We start from the raw sequence: 20,314 nt of genomic DNA on the forward strand, positions 1-20,314 counted from the left end.
TTAAATTTCAAATTTTAAAAGTATGCTAAAATATTAAGCAAGGAGTACGAACAAATGATCAAAATTTTAACAGGACGGCAAACCGATCCAGTACAAGAAAAAATTCTGGAAGAAGCAGTTGAAAATTATAAGCAACATCCAGAAAACGAAACTTTTATCATTGTCCCTAATCATATTAAGTTTACCACAGAAGTTAGAGCAATTAACAAACTTGCGACTAGTAAACATCAAAGTGAGACAGCTGTTAAAAATTTACATGTTTTATCATTCTCACGTCTTGCTTGGTTCTTTTTAAAAGATGCGGAGCAAGGTTTACCTATGCAACTAGATGATGCAGCTAGTGCAATGCTTTTAACTCATATTGTGGAGCAGGAGAAGGATAAACTTTTAATTTTTGAAAAAACCAATACCGGTTTAATTAATCAGTTATACAGAACTATTTTACAAGTTTATGATGGCAATTTGGATTTAGATAATATCGAAGAAGATAATCTGGATGAAGAAACTAAAAGTAAAGTTCATGATCTCAGAATTATTTATGATGCTTTTATCAAAGAAATAGCCGGCAAGTTTTCAACTAAAAATGAGGTCCAGGTTCAGTTAAATGATATTTTAGGTAAAAGCAAAAATTTGAATACTACCAGTTTTTACTTCTGTGATTTTTCTCATTTTACATTGCAGGAAACCCTAACTATCAAATTATTGATGCGTAAGGCGAAGAATGTTGTTTTAGCTTTTAAGACTAGAATTGGAGATATTAATCCTCAAGCTGAAGAGGGTGATTATGACTATGTTATCCAACAGACGATTAAACATTTTACGTCTTTTTTGCATGAAAGAGATATGGATTATGTGGTCGATAGTTTGCCAATTTCACCTAAGCCTACGGCAAGAGAGCTGTTAAATGGTTTATGGACAGAAACTATTCCTAAAGTTGATGAATTAGATCAAGTACAACTAGTAAAAGCTGATTCACGTTATGCGGAGGCTTATTTTGTTGCACGGACAATTTATCAGCAAGTCGCACTGGGGAAATTTAGGTATCATGATTTCTTAGTTTTAGCTCCAGATTTAAAGGAATATGAAACTTACCTCATACCTATCTTAAGGCAGCATCATATTCCGTTTTTCAATGACTTACAGCAAGAGATGAAATATCATCCTCTGGTTGTCTTAATTGAAAGTCTGTTTAATTTACGTGATTTAAAAGATAACCCATTTCAAACTTCAAATATGTTGGCTATCTTAAAGACTCATTTGCTTATACCATCGTGGTATAAAGAAGAAGCAGAATATATTCATGATGTTGATGAATTGGAAAATTTTGTTTTAGCTCATGGAATTAATCATGGCTTATGGAGAAAGTCTTTTTCTCATTTTGTTGATGCGGAAGTCATTCGTTTGGACAAAATGGATGAAGAAGTCGCCAAAATTGATCGTTTACGAGGTTATCTAGTTGATAAAGTAACAACATTATTTGAAAGTCTTGGTGGGGAAGAAGATAGTCAGAAAGCTTTAACGATTTTCTTTGATTTTTTAACTCAAAATGGAGTGGCAGCCAAGCTTGAACAATGGAGGGATGCTGCTAATGAAGCAGGGGATCTTCAACAAGCACAGCAACCAGAGCAGTTATGGGATTTGTTAATTCAACTTTTAAAAGATTATTTGACAATTAATCCTGAAAAATTTGATCTAGAAGAATTCTTTAATATGTTGATTAATGCATTTAAGGAAGCCAATTTCTCTCAAATTCCATCAACTTTAGATGCAGTGAACCTATCTGAAATGGGAATGGTTCAAACTAGTGGCTATGAGCAAGTATTTATCATTGGGGCTACGAGTGGTAATTTGCCAGCTATTCAAAAGATGCCAGGTTTTTTGACTACAGAAAATTTGAATCAGTTACAAACTAGCTTTGATTCAGATTCATATTTGGAAGATAATCAACAATTAAATAATTTGGATCAGAATTATCAGTTCGGCCTTTCTTTATCTCTTGCGCAAAAGAAAGTTTATGTTTCTTATCCCGTTTTGAATGCATCTAATGAAAGTTTAGATCCTTCGATTTATTATAAGCGACTTGAAAGTTATGGTGCTCATGAGTTTTGGCAACATGATTTACCTGAAAAAATGCAAGATTTGTTGAGCTTCATCACTAATCCTGATTCAAGTCTTGGTTATTTGGCATACATGAATTCAATCAACTCATCAAAAACAATTGACGAATTATTGGAGATCACGCAAAAAGCATTACCACAAAAGACTGATGATATTTTAAAGGCTAGCCAGTTTGATAATCAACCAGAAGATATTGGACAGGATTTAGCTTCTCAATTATACGGACAGAATTTGAATTCATCAGTTTCTCAATTAGAAACTTTCTATGAAAATTCATATGAATATTTTTTAACTTATGGTTTGAAATTACGTAAGCGATTTGAAAATGAATTTGATGTTATTCAAGCGGGTAATTATTTCCATGAGACGTTTGATCGCTTAGTTAAACAGTTAAATAAGCGTCATCTTGATCTTGCCGATCTGAATAGCGTTGAATTAGAACAAATGCTTAATTCTGTTCGGGATGTGATGAAAGATGAAGGTAAATATGCACAATTAATGAATGATCCATTTAATCAGTATTTGTTTAAATGCCTTGATCATACTACCTCAAAAGTGGCTCATAATTGGCGTAAATCATTAACTAAGACACCACTTAGAGCTAAATATTCAGAATTAAGTTTTGGTATTGGAGAAAAAATCAAGGGTTTGAGTTTTGAAGTACCTGATCTGTCTGGAGTTCATAAAGTGGACTTACGGGGAAAGATGGATCGTGTAGATCTAGCTAACTTTACAGACAATAGTCAGGTTTTGGCTCAAGTTATTGACTATAAATCTTCTGCTAAAAAATTCGATTTAGGGATGTTTTATAACGGTATTGCACTGCAAATGGTATCTTATTTGGATGTCCTAATTAAAAATGGTCAATTCTTTGCTGGTGATGAACAATTATCATTACTGGGAGCCTTCTATCAAACTGTTACTAGACAATTAGAGCGATTAAATAGCAATAAGCTGATTGATAGCAAGTTAAATATTCGTGAATCTGCTACTGATAGTAAGCCTAAATTAATGTATAACGGTTTAATTAGTAATGATCCCCAAATTTTAACTGAAGCTGAACCTCTTTTAGAAAATAGTAGCAGTCAGCCTTCTCAGCTTTACACTGGCGTCAAAACAAAAGCAAAAGGTGGATTCAGCTTACCAACTAATCGAAGCTTTAGCGAGGAAGAAATCGAGTTGTTGCTTGAATATGATGAGTATTTGATTAAGGAAGCATCAAGCCAGATTCTTTCAGGTAAGATTAAATTAAATCCATATAAGTATGGTAAAACCAGAAGTGCTCTGACTTATTCTGACTTTAAAGATATTTTCTTCTTTGATGCAATGCTTAGACAAAACCAATATCATGAAATTTCAAATATGAAGAAAAAAGAGTTATTAACTAAAATCAAGGAAAAACTAGGAAAGGAGGATTAATTTTGCCACATTTTACGAAAGAACAAGAAAAAGCTATTAATGATCGAGGACATGATATATTAGTTTCTGCATCAGCTGGGAGTGGTAAGACAACTGTGTTAGTTGAACGAGTATTAAGAGAAATTTTAGCTGGTACTCAAGTTAACGAACTATTAGTTGTTACTTTCACCAAAGCTGCTGCCGAAGAAATGAAAACCAGGATTAAAAATGCTTTGACTAAAGAATTAGCAAAACCAGGTGCAAATCGTAGATATTTGCGTGAGCAACTTAATCAAATCGATACTGCTAATATTTCAACTATTGACGCTTTTTGTCTTGAAGTTATTCATCGTTTTTACTATTCAGTTGACTTAGATCCTAGTTTTCAAATTTTAACTGATGAAACTCAGGCAGCTTTGTTGAAAGAACGTGCTTTGAGAGAAATTGAAGGAGAGCGCTTAACTGCTAAGGATTCTAGCTTTAGAAAATTTTATGATAACTTTGCTGGTGATAGGGATGCCGATAGTTCACGAGATTTATTGTTAGATTTATATAATTTTGCAATGGCTAAGCCGGATTATCAAAAGTGGTTACAAAAATTACCAGTTATCTATGAGACCGATGATAAAGTTGTTGCTTCGAAGTTGTGGCAACGAAAAATCAAGCCTTATTTACTAGATAGCTTTGGTGATTTGCAGGGTAAGATTAATAATCATTTAGAGGCAACAATTTTTGAAACAAAAGAATTGAAAAAATGTCGGGATGACTTTACTCTTTTTGAACAAAATTTAGACAATTTTATAACTGCCTTAGAAAATGATGAAGACTACGATCATCAAAGGAAATTATTACGTGCTTGTACCTTTAATGGTAGGTATCGAAAATCAAAAAATTGGGATGAGGATATCCTAGATTTTTATAATGAGATGCAAAAGATTAAAGATGAGGCTAAGGACCAAATATTTGATACGTTTACATCATTTTTTGCAACTAATGAAAAAGAACAACTTGAAATCATGCAAGATGGGGAAAAAATAGTCAGCGCTATTTCCCAAGCAGAAATTGCATTAATTCAGCGATTTAATAAATTAAAGCGTGACGAGAACTGGCTGGACTATAGTGATATGGAACAGTTAGCATATCAAATCCTAAGTCAAGACACATCGAGTTCAAAGATGGCACGAGAATTCTATCAAAACAAATTTAAGGAAATTTTGGTTGATGAATATCAAGATATCAATGCGCTCCAAGAAAAGATTATTCAACAAGTCAAGAATCCTGAAAAGAATACTTTGTTTATGGTAGGAGATGTTAAGCAGTCAATTTATGGTTTTAGACAAGCAGAGCCAAGTTTGTTTCTTAAAAAATATCACGATTTTGCTAGTGATCAGGATGATCATGAGGAACGAATTTTGCTTTCTGATAATTTCCGTTCTACTCAACCTGTAGCAGAAACTGTTAATACTTTATTTAATAGTATTTTGAGTTCTAATTTTGGCGGAATTAATTATCAACACGAAGGCCAACTGATTTTTGGTGCGAAATATTATCCAGAGAATCTACCCAAGGCTAGTGAAGTTATTGTTCATAAAAAAGAAAAAAACAACGAGGAAGAATCTAATAGTGATGTAGATTTCTCTGAAATTCAAATGGTATTGGCTCGTATTAAGCAATTAAAAAAAGAACACGTTCAAATTTATGATTCTGATAAAAAAGAAGTGCGTGAGCTAAAATATAGTGATATCGCCATACTGACAAGAAGCCATAGTGATAATCTGAACATCATGCAGGAATTTGCTAAGGAAAATGTCCCTCTTTTTGTTACTGATGCAGAGAATTACTTTCAAACTTTTGAATTAACTGTAATGATGAATTATCTGAAGATCATTGATAATCCAGATCAAGATATTCCATTGGTTACTGTTTTACGCTCACCATTATTTAATTTTGGTGAAAAAGAACTAGCTATGATTAGAATTAAAAGTAAGAATAGCAGTTTTTATAGTGCACTCACTTCTTACGTTGGAGTTGGAGACACCTTAAGTAAAAAGTGTAAGGATTTTTTAAATCAATTAGCTGATTTGCGTGAATTTGCGACTACTCATAGAATTTCAGAATTAATTTGGAGTATTTATGCACGAACTAATTTAATAGAAATAATGACTGCTTTACCTAATGGGGAACAACGGAGGGTTAACCTAGAAGCACTTTATGAACGCGCATCTTCCTATGAAAGCGCAGGGTTCAAAGGACTTTATCAATTTATTAATTTCATTAATAGAATGAGACAAAGCCAAAAGGATTTAGCGCAACCTTTATTAAGTAAAGAGGCAGGTAACGCTGTTCGTTTGATGACAATTCACGGTTCAAAAGGATTGGAATTTCCGATTGTTTTCTATCTAGGGATGCATCATCAATATCAACTACGTGATTTGAAAGGAAATTATGTAATTAATCCAGACAGTGTTGGCATTACTCTTAGAGAAAAGCATTATCGCGTAGATTCTTTAGTAAAAGCAATGGGTAATGTTACAAAAAAGAGACAATTGCTTGAAGAAGAGGCGCGTGTACTTTATGTTGCATTAACTAGAGCTAAACAGAAGTTGATTTTAGTGGGTGATATTCCTAGTTTTGATAAAAAAGTAAAAGATTGGTCAAATGAGTTAGATCATAAAGGGCAATTACCACTGGCTGATAAATTATCTGCAACAACTCCTTTGAGCTTTATGGGTCCTGCTTTAGCTTTTGATCGGCATGTTGCTATTAAGATGAATGATATTACTAATTCAGTTGACCAAAGTCAGTCATTGCTTTTTGTAGATTATTCAGATGAAGAAATCCAAAAAATGAATAATTCAAATGAAAATCAGTCGGAAGATGAGATTGATGATAATTTGAGGTCTTTGCTGACTAAGACGACTAGGAATATGTATCAGTTTAACTATCCATTTAAAGATGCTAGTGAAACTACTGCATATCAAGCTGTTTCTGAGATTAAGAAGGTTTTTAATGATCCAATTGATACAGATTTAGAAAATTCGCATGTATTAACGTCAACTAATCGTTATTTACAACCAATTGATACAAAACCTAATTTCCTATATCAAACGAAATTTACTGGTGCTGAAATTGGTACTGCTACGCACTTAATTTTGCAATATTATAATTATGCAGGTGATGGTAGTACTGATCAGCTAGATCAAGAAATTGCAGAATTAATTGACCAAAAAAAGCTAAATCCAGATATTGTTTCTAGTTTAAAGAAAGATCAAATTGAATGGTTTGTTCATAGTGATTTTTCAAAAGATTTTTGGAAATTTCCAGAAAATCTTAAGCGAGAAGTTGACTTTTCAAGTTTATTGTCTGCTAAAACTCTATTTGAGAATTTTAGTGATCCAAATGCTAAAATTCTTGTTCATGGGACAATTGATGGTTATTTTGTCACAAATAATGGTATTATTTTGTTTGACTACAAAACTGATCATGTAAATAAATCACACTTGGATAAGTCTATTGAATTAATTAAAGAAAAGTATACTGGACAGCTTCGTTTATATGAACGAGCTTTAAATGAATTTAGTCAAAAGAAAGTAATTGGTAAGTATTTAATACTGCTTGATGCCAAGAGAGCAGTCGAATTTAAGTAGGAAGGAGGAAAGAAATGGCAAAGATTTTTGCGAAAGATACCTTTGCTGTTGTTGATTTAGAAACTACAGGAACACAGCGAGAAAACGGCCATCATATTATTCAATTTGGTTGCGCTATTATTAAAAATCTGAAAGTTGTCAAAACGTATTCTTTTATGATTAATCCTCATCGTGAAATACCACAATCCGTTGTCAATTTGACAGGAATTCATAATGAGGATGTAGCTAAAGAAAAAGATTTCAAATTTTATGCACCTAAAATTGTCAAAATTCTGCAGAATGCTGTTTTTGTAGCTCATAATGTGGATTTTGACTTACCTTTTTTAAATTATGAATTAACTCAACATGGTTATGATGCGTTAACCAATAAAGCAATTGATACTGTTGAATTAGCTAAAATTGCTTTTCCAACTTTGCCATCATATAAATTAAGTGATTTAACTTCTCAGCTAGAAATAAAGCATTTGAACCCACATAAGGCTGATTCCGATGCTTATGGTACAGCTATTTTACTAATTAAAATTATCAAACAATTAGAAAAGTTACCACAGGCAACCTTGAATACATTAAGCTCTTTATCACATGGTTTAATTCGTGATACTTCGTGGGTTATTACTACAATCGCTGATAATCTGAGGAAAGAGAAAAGACCACTTGGATCCGAATATATCCAAGTTCGTAATATTGTTTTACAAAAGCAGAATGAACATTTTGATAGTCATGGTGAAAATGATAAGTTTCCAGAGAATGACAATGAAAAAAGAAAACTATTTAAAGGAAAATTACATTTTCGCCGAGCTCAAGTTGATTTAATTAATCACTTGCATCAATTTATTAATGATCCTACAAAAAGAGCAATGTTGATTGAAGCACCTAATGGGACTGGAAAAACTTTTTCATATTTGTTTTCATATGCTTATCAGCTTTATTCAGGAAGAAAATTGGTAATAGCAACACCTACCAAAGTATTGCAAGAACAGGTAATGAAACAAGAAATCCCGCAACTATTAAAAGTTACTAAATTGGATCTTAAGGCTGAAGTTGTTAAATCAAGTAGTCGGTATCTCTTGATCTTGATGGTTTTGTGCAGACTATTTTTCAGGGTACGCCTAATAAACCAACTTTAATATTACAAATGCAGATTTTAGTTTGGTTAACAGAGACTAAAACAGGTGATCTAGATGAGCTAAATTTGACCAATTATAACGCACCTTTGTTTGCACAAATTCAGCATCCTGGAGATGCAAGAGTAGGAAGTCGCTTTGCTGAAGTAGATTTCTGGAATCTTGCTCGTCGTAGACAAGAAGAAGCTGATATTTTAGTAACTAATCATGCTTATTTAGCAAATCACTATATGGATACTATTTGGGGGCAAAATCCTTATTTGGTAATTGATGAAGCTCATCGATTTGCTGATAATGTAATTAGTTCTCGTAACGATTCACTTCGTTTTGAAGCACTTTGGGGTGTTCTTAGTCATTTACGGAACTTGCTTTATTATTCTGATGAAGGCGTTGAAAATCAGTTTAATGATAATGTTCAATTAAACTATCTGTTAAAGAAATTAGATCCAGAAATTTTAGATTTAATTCATTTAATTAATAAATTACAAAAAGAACTTTATGCTCAGTATTCTAATGCTATTAATAAATTAACTTTATCAAATGGTACTTTAGAATTAAGTTTTCAAGGAAAAGGATTGTTTAATTCTGATAGTCAGTTTAAGGAAATCCTTCCAAAATTTGAACAAAAACTTGAAAAAGTTAGAGATCTTACAAATCAAGTTTTGTTTGAACTCTATCATGAACAAGAGCGTATGCTGATTAATGTTGAATCATTAGTTGGAGAAATTACAGAACAAATTGATCGTCTAGACTATTATTCTGAAAAAGGATATCAATTGGCAGATTTGCTTTCGGATCAGAATAACGTGGAGCAAGATGGTTTTATCCTGATGATTACTAATTCAGAAGATCCACTTAGTACTAATTTGAACTGGTTGATGCTTGATGCTAGTGAAGTCCTTAAGCAAATATATAGTCGTTTTGATCACATTGCATTTGTGAGTGCTACTTTAACAAGCAATCATAATTTTGACTTTGCGTTAAGTCAATTAGCACTAGGGGATATGAATCTGGTTAAATATATTGGTAAAAGCACCTTTAATATGAAGAAACATTTACAGGTGCTTTCTGTTAAAGATATGCCAGAACCAGATAGTGATACCTATGAAGAAAATATTGAACAGATTTTAGTTAACGATTTACAAGGGAAAAATCATATTTTGGTGTTGATGACTAATCTTGAAAAAATTCGCGATGTTTTTACCGCAATTTTAAATGCACCAGAACTAAAAAATTTCGAAATCCTTGCTCAAGGGATGTCTGGTTCTAATAACCGAATTGCTAAAAGATTTGTAATTGCAAAAAAAGCAATTATTATTGGAGCAGATAGTTTTTGGGAAGGAATTGATTTCCATAATTGTGGGATAGACACTGTTTTTGCGGCTAGAATACCTTTTGAGTCTCCTGATCAGCCAGAGGTTCGTTTAAGACAAAAGAAATTGGAAGATCAAGGGATTAATGTTTTTGAAAAAGACAGTTTACCGCGAGCTGTTATTCGCTTCAGACAAGGTATGGGGCGTTTGATTCGGGGTGAACATGATCATGGTCAATTTGTCATTTTAGATCCTAGAATATGGTCTAAGAGTTACGGTCAAGCGTTTATTCAATCTATTCCGGTTGAAATCGAAAAAGTTACAAAAAAAGAACTAAAAAAGAAGTTAAGAAATAAATAAAAATGATACAAGACGATACAAGGCAAACAATAAAATTTGTGGGATGGGTAATAGGATTAATTATCATAGCATTTTTAGCTAGCATTGTAATTTTTTATTGTGCGGGGGCGAAAAGTCGAGGCAATGATCAAAAAATAGCACAACTCGCATCAAACAAGACGCCTATCACTAATATTCAAAAGTATTATCATTTGGATCGTGGTACTAGTAGTTATGCCATTAAAGGTACTAATCGAAAGGGAGAAGGCTATTACTTTATTTATTTACCAAATACTAAAAAAGCTTATTTATATTCAGCCAAGAAAGGTGTAAGTGAGGATAGAATAAAAAATAATTTTAAATCTTCTCACACTGATGCTACAATAAATCATATTAATCTGGGTTGGTATAAAGGAGAAGCCGTCTGGGAAGTTGCTTATAAGAAACAAAATGGCAATCTAGGCTATACTTTATATGAATTCAAAAACGGAAATGATATATCAGAAGTCGATAATTTATAGAAACTTTGGTATTATGGAAACTGTATAATTGATAAAAAGGTGGATAGGAATTTTATGACAGAATTGATTTCAATTAAAGATTCTTCCAAGCATGTTGATGAAGAAGTAAAAATGCATGTTTGGCTAACAGATAAAAGATCAAGCGGAAAGATTATCTTTTTGCAATTGCGTGATGGTACTGCATTCTTCCAAGGGGTAGTTCGTAAGAATGATGTATCAGATGAAGTATTTGAAGCTGCAAAGTCACTTAGACAAGAAGCAAGTTTTTACATCACTGGTACTGTTCACGAAGATGCACGTTCACACTTCGGTTACGAAATTCAAATTACTGATTTAAAGGTAATTTCAAACAATGAAGGTTACCCAATTGGTAATAAGGAACATGGTATTGACTTCTTGCTTGATCATCGTCATTTATGGTTAAGATCAAAGAAACCATTTGCAATTATGCAAATCAGAAATACTATGTTTAAGGCAACTGTTGACTTCTTTGAAAAAGAAGGCTTCATCAAATTCGATGCTCCAATTTTTATGCATTCTGCTCCAGAAGGTACTACACAATTATTCCACGTAGAATACTTTGATCATGATGCATATTTATCTCAATCAGGTCAATTGTATGGTGAGGCTGGTGCAATGGCTTATGGCAAGATCTTTACTTTTGGTCCAACATTCAGAGCTGAAGAATCAAAGGGTCGTCGTCATATGACTGAATTCTGGATGATGGAACCAGAAATGGCTTGGATGCATCAAGATGAATCTTTAGACTTACAAGAAAGATACTTAGCTTACATGACTAAGCAAGTTTTGGAAAAGAATCAATACGAACTTAAGATTTTGGGTAGAGATCCTGAAAAGCTTCGTCCAACAACTGAGGGTAACTTTACTCGTCTTCCATATGATGATGCTGTAAAGATGCTTCAAGATGCTGGTAGAGACTTCAAATGGGGCGATGATTTTGGAGCACCCGATGAAGGTTACATTTCTGAACAATATGATCGTCCTGTCTCTATTGTGAACTATCCAACTTCTATTAAACCTTTCTACATGAAGAAGAATCCTGATAATCCTAAGGAATACTTATGTGCTGATGTAATTGCACCAGAAGGTTATGGTGAAATCTTTGGTGGCTCAGAACGTGAAGGTAATTACGAAATTCTGAAACAACAAATTGAAGATGCAGGTCTTAATTTAGAGGATTACCAATGGTACCTTGATTTACGTAAATTTGGTGGTGTTCCTCACTCTGGCTTTGGTATGGGATTTGAACGTACAATTGCTTGGATATGTCATCTTGATCACATTCGTGAAGCAATTCCATTCCCAAGATTAATTAATAGAATGCAACCTTAATTAGGATTAGCAAATTAAATATTTAAGTAAAAAGTTGGACTACTGGGTAGTTCAACTTTTATTTTTGAAAGGAAATTTATTTTGCATTTTAATGATTATCGTGCGTTAGGTTTTACCACTTTACAAAATGGTTTGATAGCTTATTATCCTCAACTAAATATCAGTGATGCAGAGTTATTATTAATTATTCAACTTGAAGCTTTTAATCAACGAGGGGAGGCCTTCCCTTCAAATGAAAAAATTGCGGCTAATACTAATTTATCAGTAATCGATGTTGGAAATTTGATTCAACGCTTAATTGATAGAAATTATTTAACAATTGAGCAGACTACAGATAGTCAGGATAAGATTGGCAATAGATATAGTTTAGATAAGCTATATGACGCGTTAGATAAGTATATCGACCAAAATATTATAATCAAGGATCACGAAAAGAATAAGAAAGTGGCAGTAACTGACGATCTCAGTAATAATCCTCTTAATTACTTATCGCGTAAAGTTGAAGTAGAATTTGGACGATATTTAAGTCCAATTGAGAGAGAAGAAATTGCTCAGTGGCTTAGTGTTGACCATTATGCTCCAGAAATAATAGAATTAGCTTTGCGCGAAGCTGTATTATCTCAAGCATATTCTTTGAAATATATAGATCGAGTTTTACTTAATTGGCAGCGACACAATTTAAAGACTCCTGCTGAAATTGAAAGATTTTTAAAGAGGAATAGATAAGCATGTCAGAAAAGTTATTAAGTGATAAAGAAGCTCGTAATGTTTTACAGAAAATTTTGACTTTGTATCCTAACGCTAAAAGTGAATTAAAGTGGGATAGTAAATTTCATTTGTTGTGTGCTGTTATGATGAGTGCTCAAACAACTGATAAGATGGTTAATCGAGTAATGCCTAAATTCAGTCAAGAATTTCCCTATCCAAAAGATTTAGCTAATGCTCCGATTGAACAGATTGAAAATGAGATCAAGACAATAGGACTATATAGATCTAAAGCAAAGCATTTAAAAGCTACAGCTAAAATTTTAGTAGATAAATACAATAGTCAAATACCTAAAGATAAAAAGATATTGATGACTTTACCTGGAGTCGGTGAGAAGACTGCTAATGTTGTATTAGCAGAAGGATACGGTGTACCAGCAATTGCGGTTGATACCCACGTTTCTAGGATCTCGAAAAAGTTTCATATTGTTGATCAAAAGGCAACACCTCATGAAGTTGAAAAACGTTTAGAAGCAATATTGCCTAAGGAAGAGTGGATTAAAACACACCATGCGATGATTTGGTTTGGACGTTATACAATGCCCTCAAGAGCCAAAGGAGATCCATATTCTTATTTAAATTCACAAAAGTAATGTAAAGAAGCGATTGAAAATCGTTTCTTTTTTATTAGGTAGAATTTTTAAAGTAGATTGTTACTAAATCAATTAAAAGCAAAAAAAAGTCTGCTTACGCTACGCTCCAGCAGTCAACAATAAAACAACCTCAGCACTCCAAATCTTATTAAAATAAAACTCCTATCACTTTTCTGATAGGAGTTATTTCATATTCGAAATTACTTTTTAATGATTATCGGAACCTCCTTGATCATGATGTTCTTCATCATTAGAAGATTCACTGTTTTGCGCATGGGAACTAAAAGATTGAGCATTACTTTGTGAAGAAGATGATGACGAAGATGACCGTGCAGTGCTACTTGATTGAGTAGTAGTGCCATTTTGTCGTCTAGATGATGCATGACTCTCAGTAGTTGTAGATGAATTAGTTGTATTGTTATTGTCATCATTTGTATCAGTTTCTTCATCATCTTCATCATAACTGGCTGCACTGTTTCCGATACCAGCAGGGGCGTGACCACGAACGAATAGTTGCCAAGTACCGCCGCTTGAAGCCACTTCAGGTGGATTAGAGTTGTTGACAATTCTTGCTCTAATAACTGATTTAGGTTGTTGCCAATCTAGATTTGGCTTGTTTCGCATGAGGTAGGTCATCATACTCTTATAAATTAATTGGGCAGATTGTTGACCAACACCAGAAATGGTACCGTCTTTCAAATTATCATATCCTGTCCATACACCCATGACGTATGATCTAGTATAACCAACAAACCATGAATCTTTTGGTGTGGAATTATAGCTAGGGTATTTATCTAGATCTTCTTCTGAATACTTCACAGTACCAGTTTTACCCGCTTGATAAAGATCAGCTATTTTAGCATTAGTACCTGAACCACGCTTTATAACACCTTTTAGCATATCTGTAATCATATATGCAGTAGATTTTTTCATAACTCGAACACCATTTGAATCATAGTTTCTGGTTAATCCATCAGGTGTTTCAATCTTGGAAACAAATTGGGGTTTATGATAAATACCCATAGTAGCAAATGCACCATATGCGCCAGACATTTGTAAACTTGAAGCATTGGCACCAATAGCTACTGATAAACCTGAGCTTGCAGGAACATTTACTCCCATTCTACGAGCGAAAGCTGATGCACGTTTTACGCCAACTTCAGCTAACGTTTTAACAGCAGGTACGTTACGTGATTGTTCAAGTGCCTTACGCATGGTCATCATGCCATCATATTTGTTATCCCAGTCATAAAGTTGAATATTGGTACCAGGATAAACATATTTGCTATCATCAAGCATTTTGGCAGTTGACCAATTTAAATATTGAATGGCTGGACCATAATCTAAGACTGGTTTAATTGACGAACCGGTTGACCGTCCAGTTTGAACAGCACGGTCAAGTCCTAATTGAACTGATGGCAAATGACGCCCACCCAAGATAGCTACTACATGACCATTATTAGGATCTACTACGGTAGCACCAATTTGCATCTTATTATTGGTAAAAGGAACAGAACCATCATTAGCTAGTTGATAAAGTTTATTTTGAGCTTCTTGATCAATATTTACTGTAATTTTAAGGTTATCGTTGTATGGATCAAATCCTTTGTTTTTGACTTCTGCAACCACTTCCTTAATATATGGATCATCAATTTTTCTGATTTTAGATTCATTATTAGCGTGTCGAGGTCTAAGTCCCTTAGAAATTGGTTCATTAATAGCTTGATTGTATTGTGATTTTGAGATTTTATCATTTTCTAACATTGTCTTTAAAACAATATTTCTACGATATTTCGCTTTTTGAGGATAAAGATATGGATCATAAGCTACAGGGGCATTAGGCATCCCCGCAATTAAAGCAGTCTGAGCCAAATCAAGCTTTTTAAGAGGTTTATTATAGTAATAATTTGCGGCAGTACCCATACCGTAATTACCATAATTCATAAATACCTTATTGATGTAGAATTCCAAGATCTGGTCTTTGCTAAATTCATGTTGAACTTTCATGGCCAACCAAGCTTCTTGTGCTTTTCTTCGCAGTGTTCGTTGCGATGCAGCAGTAGAAAAAACGGTTAGTTTTACTAACTGCTGAGTAATGGTTGAACCACCTGCAGCAATGCTGTTACTTTTAGCGTTGGTTAACATTGAGCCAACAATTCTAATAGGATCAACACCTAATCTGTCTTTATAAAAACGTTTATCTTCAACAGATACAACTGCATCTTTAAGTTGTTGTGGTATATTTTTGTTTTTAACATAAATACGTTTTTCTGATCCAAGGGAGAGCAAAAACTTACCATCATTGGTATATAAACTAGAAGTACCACCACTTTGTAATTGATCTTGACTAATATTTGGTGCATCTTTTGCATAAAAAGCAAAAAGGCCAATTCCAGATACAACTAAAAGTAGTATTACTAAAAAAATCCATTTAATAACCTTGACCCACACGTGACTATTAGTCGACCTTCGTCCATGATAGTCTCTACGTGATTCACGTTTCATATTATTATCTGCCATTATTCTCTTTTCCTATCTGCAATAAAGTTATCAACTGCCTCAAGATAAGGTAGGGTAGGACGGAAGCCACTTTTGATCTCGTAAGAATTATTTTCAATTTCTTTTAAGGTCATTGAACTTTTGTCCTTTTTCCTCCAAGCACGGATCACAAAGCTAGCAGGGGTAACAAAATACCGTTCCAAACTAGCAAATCTAATAATTGTAAAGCAAATTCCTTGTTGTTTTAGGCATTCATCAAGATGAAAAATCTGATGTTCATGAAAATTTTTTAAAGGAAAATTAGTTTTGTTTCTTGTTTCCTTTGCCTCAAAATCAAGATAATATCCTTTATATACTCCATTATAGTCAGTAGTAGAAGCCTGTCTGAAGTAAGCTTCTCGAATTACTGCTTTGGATCGTTTAGGATAATCAACCTTGACTATTTGAACAGGGGTAGGCTTTTTATGAACAACAGCTATTTCTTCCATTAAATAGTATTTATTAGATTCGTTTATTTGCTGTTCCAATGTCATACCACGATCAGAAAAGTTAACACCTTTCTTATGTTTGTATGAACGACGGATACCGTGTTCTTCTTTTTTAGTTACTGGTTTTCTAAATGCAGCTAAACTGCCGCTAGGATATTTGACCATTATCCTCACTCCTGTTAGCATTATAGCAATAAAGATTAGATTTTTGAATATAGGAGGCTCTAAGATCAGTGCAGCGTTTATGGGTAACAGGATATCGTAGCTATGAACTAAATGTTTTTGGTGATCGTGATCCCAAAATCACTGTAATTAAATATGCTTTGAAAAATTATTTTGTCAGTCTCATTGAAGAAGGACAATTAGATTGGATTATTACAGGGGCAAATCTTGGCGTAGAGCAATGGGCTGCCGAAGTAGGGTTAGAATTAGGAGAAAAGTATCCTGTTAGAACTTCTATAATGATTCCATATGAAGAATTTGCCAATCGTTGGAATGAAAACAATCAAGCCAAATTTATTAATTTAAAAGAAAAGGTAGACTTTTTTGCTTCCACTTCTAATACTCCATATCAAAGTCCGGTACAATTGCGTAATTACCAAAATTTTATGATTCAGCATACTGATCGAGCAATGATGATCTATGATCCAGAGCATCCTGGTAAACCTAAATATGATTATAATTTAATCCAAAAATATCAAGAGTCTAAAGAATATCCTTTAGATTTAATCGATTTTTATGATTTACAAGACGCTGCTGAAGAATATCAGGAGAATCATCAAAATTCAAAGTTCTCTGAATAATCTAAAACTTTTATTAAAGTGAATTTCTTGGTTTTAAGTAGCTCTTCTTTTTGCTAAAATAAAGGGGAATGTAAAGGAGTTGTCAGTAAGATGGCAAATTTAAATGATATAAAATTATCAGCACAAGACATATTAAAAAAACAGTTTAGAAGTAAAGTTAAAGGTTATGATCCTGATGAAGTTGATGCTTATTTGGATCAAGTGATTTCTGATTATGAGACATTTCAACAGCTCATTGAAGATTTATATGGACAAATAGGTACACTACAACGCCAATTAATGGATGAAAAGCAAAAAGAGAAGAAAACTGTTGAAGCAGAAAAAGAGGAAGAGGAAAAAGTTAAGACTTATACTCCAACTCATAGAAGATCTTCAATGGCCACTAATTTTGCGGAAGATGATGACAATCAAGGTGAAATTTCAACTAATATGGCCATTATTCAAAGAATTTCAACTTTGGAAAGAAAAGTTTACAATCTTGAACAACATGTTTATGGCTTAAAGCATTAATTTTTGCTATAATGGTTAATAGTGTGAATTTTGAGTAGGCGCGGCTAGCTTTATGCTAGTTGAGGAAAGTCCACGCACGCACAAGCTGCGATGCTTGTAGTGATCGTATTCAGCTCAATAAGCTGGAGAGGAGTTTTGCTTCTACGGCGGAAAAAGTGCTAAATCTTCGGACATGCATTACTATCCTGAAAAGTGCCACAGTGACGAAGCAAGATCAGAAATGATCTTGGTGGAACGAGGTAAACCCTGCGAGCGTGAAACCCAAATTTGGTGGGGGAGCTTCGGTCTAAGAAAATGAACTAAAGACCGAGTTATTGCTTTAGCAATAAAGATAGATGACTACTAAAAGTGATTTTGCCAGAATCACTGGAACAAAACGTGGCTTATAGAAATTCACACAGGCAGAGTTGGGCTTTTTGTCCAACTCTTTTTTTATTTTGAATAAATGAAAGTGTAATAATGAAAGAATATCAACTTTATGCAACTATGGGCGCTGGATTTGAAAGCGTCGTTAATAAAGAATTACAAGGCATGGGCTATCAAACAAAAGTGGAAAATGGTCGTGTCTTTTTTAAGGGAACACAAGAAGATATTGTAAGAACCAATTTATGGTTACGAACGGCAGATAGAATAAAAATCTTACTTAAAGAATTTAAAGCAACTGATTTTGATACTTTATTTGATCAGGTTCACAATTATAATTGGGCAGAGCTTTTACCAGTTGATGCCAAGTTTCCTGTACAAGGTAGGGCAATTAAGTCTAAGCTTCATTCTGAACCGGATGTACAGTCAATTGTAAAAAAAGCAATTGTCAATAAAATGATCGAACAGTATCATCGTCGTGTCTTTTTACCAGAAACGGGTAGTGAGTATCCTTTAGATATTCATATTTATAAGAATATAGCACGATTATCTCTGGATACGACTGGCGCAAGTCTTTTTAAACGTGGCTATCGTGTTGAACATGGTGGTGCACCTTTAAAGGAAAACTTCGCGGCAGGGTTATTAAAATTGACCCCTTATAATGGTACACATCCATTAATTGATCCAATGACTGGTTCTGGTACTCTGGCTATTGAAGCGGCATTGATAGCTAAGAACATAGCACCAGGAACTTGGCGGAAATTTGCTTTTGATGGCTTTGACTGGTTTGATGCTAATTTGCATAAAGAAGCTTTAGAAAAAGCCAAGGCAGAAGTTAAAGAACTAGAAGCTCCTATTTGGGCTAGTGATATTGATCAATCTGTTCTCGAAATTGCTAAATTAAATGCTCATAATGCAGGTGTCTTACAAGATATTCGTTTTAAGCAAGTAGCCGTTAAAGATTTTGCTACAGATTTAGAAAATGGAATTATCATTGCTAACCCTCCATATGGTAAACGATTGAAAGATCGTGAATCTGCGGAAGAACTATATAGAGAGATGGGAAAAGTTCTGCGCCCGTTAAGTTCTTTCAGTCAGTATTACTTGACTGCTGATCCAAATTTTGAAAAGTGTTTTGGCGCTAAAGCTACTAAGAAACGTAAATTATTTAACGGTAATTTGAGAGTTGATTTCTATCAGTATTGGGCAAATAGAAGGAAAAAATGATTACAAAAAATCTTAATACGGAAATCTGGGTCATTTCCGATACTCATTTGATTGCTGATAGTTTACATGATGAGGGACAAGCTTTTTCTCGTATGCAAAAAACAAGTCAAGGAAAGGATTTGTATTATCAAGAAACTGCGTTGACTGCATTTATGCGTATGGCTCAAAGAAAAAAGCCAGCTGCTATTATTGTTACTGGAGATGTTACTTTCAACGGTGAACGAGTTTCTGCAGAAAAGTTTGCAGAAATTTTCAAACCGCTAAAAGATACTAAAGTATTAGTTTTGCCCGGCAATCATGATATTTTTGATGGTTGGGCAAGAGAGTTTCGCGGTAAAAAACAATTTTATGCTGGTGAAATCAGTCCTTTATTTTGGCGCTCAATTTTTGATAAGTCTTATAGACAAGCTACCGATGAAGATGAAAGTTCATTAGCTTATAGTGTTCAGTTAAATCCCCAATATTTTTTAATTTTGGCTGATTCTAATATTTATGGTAAAGAAGAAACAACAGAAGCACCTCATACTAGAGGCATGATTGGTAAAGAACAATTAAAGTGGATTGAAAAGCAATTCCGTTATGCTCAAGAGCACGATTTACGACCTATTCTTTTTATGCATCATAATCTTTATGCGCATAATCCTGCAGTGAACAAAGGTTATGTGGTCGATGATGCGGTTGATCTAAGACGTTTGTGTGCAAGATATAATGTTAAGCTTGCTTTTTCGGGTCATATTCATGCTCAAAATATTATGGGACCGCATGATATGACTCCAACAACTGAGATCGCTACTTCTAGTTTTTGTTCAAATGATCAGGGGTATGGGGTAGTCAGATTGCATTCTCGTCATATTACTTATGTTAGAAGAACTTTCGATATGACTCGCTACTTAACTAAGGAAGAAAAACAGAATTATACATTAGAGCATTTCCATAAATATCTAAAGGACTTACAATTAGGAAGTATTTCAGCTGATATGATGCAAAGTGAATTAAATAAATATCATGATGATATTGACTTAGTAAGAGAGATGGGTAAATTGTTTGGCTGGATGAATTATCACTTCTTTACAGGACAAAATCATATTAAAAGTAGCGAATTGAATAAAATTCATTCATCAAGGGCTTATCAAATCTTGATGAAACACCATCCAGAATTTCGATTATACTTAGAAACGCTTTATGATACTTCAAATCATAGTAATTTACAGGTAAAAATTAAATACTAAAAATATAAGAGAGCAGGAATGTTA

The 20,314-nt window shown here is 33.6% G+C and carries 12 protein-coding genes, 1 other RNA gene and 1 pseudogene; 12 read left to right on the forward strand and 2 right to left on the reverse strand.

The genetic code is table 11. The annotated features are described in order from the left end of the window. Nucleotides 1-54 precede the first annotated feature (54 nt). From FC57_RS02140 to nth, 7 genes and pseudogenes are all read left to right on the forward strand, one after another. A complete protein-coding gene (locus FC57_RS02140; RefSeq protein WP_007126237.1) occupies nt 55-3,537 on the forward strand; it encodes a PD-(D/E)XK nuclease family protein in 3,483 nt (1,160 codons plus the stop codon). A 2-nt stretch (nt 3,538-3,539) separates the two neighbouring features. Next, entirely contained in the window at nt 3,540-7,163 is a 3,624-nt protein-coding gene (gene addA, locus FC57_RS02145; RefSeq protein WP_007126236.1) for a helicase-exonuclease AddAB subunit AddA, read from the forward strand. 14 nt (nt 7,164-7,177) lie between these two features. Next, nucleotides 7,178-9,960, forward strand: a pseudogene (locus FC57_RS02150) (helicase C-terminal domain-containing protein). Between the two features lie 2 nt (nt 9,961-9,962). Then, entirely contained in the window at nt 9,963-10,460 is a 498-nt protein-coding gene (locus tag FC57_RS02155; protein ID WP_007126233.1) for a hypothetical protein, read from the forward strand. Nucleotides 10,461-10,514: 54 nt separating this feature from the next. After that, on the forward strand, nt 10,515-11,813 hold the full coding sequence (asnS, locus tag FC57_RS02160) for an asparagine--tRNA ligase (RefSeq protein ID WP_007126232.1): 1,299 nt from the start codon (nt 10,515-10,517) through the stop codon (nt 11,811-11,813). A gap of 81 nt (nt 11,814-11,894) precedes the next feature. Further along, nucleotides 11,895-12,539, forward strand: a complete 645-nt coding sequence (locus FC57_RS02165; RefSeq protein ID WP_007126231.1) for a DnaD domain protein — start codon at nt 11,895-11,897, stop codon at nt 12,537-12,539. Nucleotides 12,540-12,541: 2 nt separating this feature from the next. Beyond that, nucleotides 12,542-13,171 carry an endonuclease III gene (nth, locus tag FC57_RS02170; RefSeq protein WP_007126230.1) on the forward strand — a complete coding sequence of 210 codons (630 nt, stop codon included), beginning with the start codon at nt 12,542-12,544 and terminating at the stop codon, nt 13,169-13,171. 207 nt (nt 13,172-13,378) lie between these two features. Here nth and FC57_RS02175 read toward each other — a convergent pair whose 3' ends face one another. Together FC57_RS02175 and recU are read right to left on the reverse strand one after the other, a co-directional pair. Beyond that, on the reverse strand, nt 13,379-15,691 hold the full coding sequence (locus FC57_RS02175) for a PBP1A family penicillin-binding protein (protein WP_007126229.1): 2,313 nt from the start codon (nt 15,689-15,691) through the stop codon (nt 13,379-13,381). Then, nucleotides 15,691-16,323, reverse strand: a complete 633-nt coding sequence (recU, locus tag FC57_RS02180) for a Holliday junction resolvase RecU (RefSeq protein ID WP_040529688.1) — start codon at nt 16,321-16,323, stop codon at nt 15,691-15,693. The genes FC57_RS02175 and recU overlap by 1 nt, the downstream gene beginning before the upstream one ends. Nucleotides 16,324-16,391: 68 nt before the next feature. On the opposite strand from recU, the gene FC57_RS02185 reads away from it, so the two are divergent. The 5 genes from FC57_RS02185 (at nt 16,392) to FC57_RS02200 (ending at nt 20,290) form a co-directional block, all read left to right on the forward strand. Next, nucleotides 16,392-16,961 carry an SLOG family protein gene (locus tag FC57_RS02185; RefSeq protein ID WP_007126227.1) on the forward strand — a complete coding sequence of 190 codons (570 nt, stop codon included), beginning with the start codon at nt 16,392-16,394 and terminating at the stop codon, nt 16,959-16,961. 90 nt (nt 16,962-17,051) lie between these two features. Beyond that, the gene (locus tag FC57_RS02190; RefSeq protein ID WP_007126226.1) at nt 17,052-17,471 is read left to right on the forward strand and encodes a DivIVA domain-containing protein; all 420 of its coding nucleotides are present in this window, start codon (nt 17,052-17,054) and stop codon (nt 17,469-17,471) included. 26 nt (nt 17,472-17,497) lie between these two features. Further along, an RNA gene (rnpB, locus tag FC57_RS10580) (RNase P RNA component class B) lies at nt 17,498-17,862 on the forward strand. A 68-nt stretch (nt 17,863-17,930) separates the two neighbouring features. After that, nucleotides 17,931-19,061: a THUMP domain-containing class I SAM-dependent RNA methyltransferase gene (locus tag FC57_RS02195; RefSeq protein ID WP_007126225.1), complete on the forward strand. Its 1,131-nt coding sequence runs from the start codon at nt 17,931-17,933 to the stop codon at nt 19,059-19,061. Next, on the forward strand, nt 19,058-20,290 hold the full coding sequence (locus FC57_RS02200; protein WP_007126224.1) for a metallophosphoesterase: 1,233 nt from the start codon (nt 19,058-19,060) through the stop codon (nt 20,288-20,290). Before FC57_RS02195 ends, FC57_RS02200 begins: the two co-directional genes overlap by 4 nt. The last annotated feature ends 24 nt before the right edge of the window (nt 20,291-20,314 follow it).

Origin of the sequence: Lactobacillus ultunensis DSM 16047 (genome assembly GCF_001436305.1) — a bacterium.
In the GTDB taxonomy this organism is placed as follows: Bacteria; Bacillota; Bacilli; order Lactobacillales; family Lactobacillaceae; genus Lactobacillus; species Lactobacillus ultunensis.

Coding starts and splice junctions, on each gene's coding strand:
- FC57_RS02140 (WP_007126237.1), top strand. CDS start 55: ATGATCAAAATTTTAACAGGACGGCAAACCGATCCAGTACAAGAAAAA.
- FC57_RS02155 (WP_007126233.1), top strand. CDS start 9,963: ATGATACAAGACGATACAAGGCAAACAATAAAATTTGTGGGATGGGTA.
- asnS (WP_007126232.1), top strand. CDS start 10,515: ATGACAGAATTGATTTCAATTAAAGATTCTTCCAAGCATGTTGATGAA.
- nth (WP_007126230.1), top strand. CDS start 12,542: ATGTCAGAAAAGTTATTAAGTGATAAAGAAGCTCGTAATGTTTTACAG.
- FC57_RS02175 (WP_007126229.1), bottom strand. CDS start 15,691: ATGGCAGATAATAATATGAAACGTGAATCACGTAGAGACTATCATGGA.
- recU (WP_040529688.1), bottom strand. CDS start 16,323: ATGGTCAAATATCCTAGCGGCAGTTTAGCTGCATTTAGAAAACCAGTA.
- FC57_RS02190 (WP_007126226.1), top strand. CDS start 17,052: ATGGCAAATTTAAATGATATAAAATTATCAGCACAAGACATATTAAAA.
- FC57_RS02195 (WP_007126225.1), top strand. CDS start 17,931: ATGAAAGAATATCAACTTTATGCAACTATGGGCGCTGGATTTGAAAGC.
- FC57_RS02200 (WP_007126224.1), top strand. CDS start 19,058: ATGATTACAAAAAATCTTAATACGGAAATCTGGGTCATTTCCGATACT.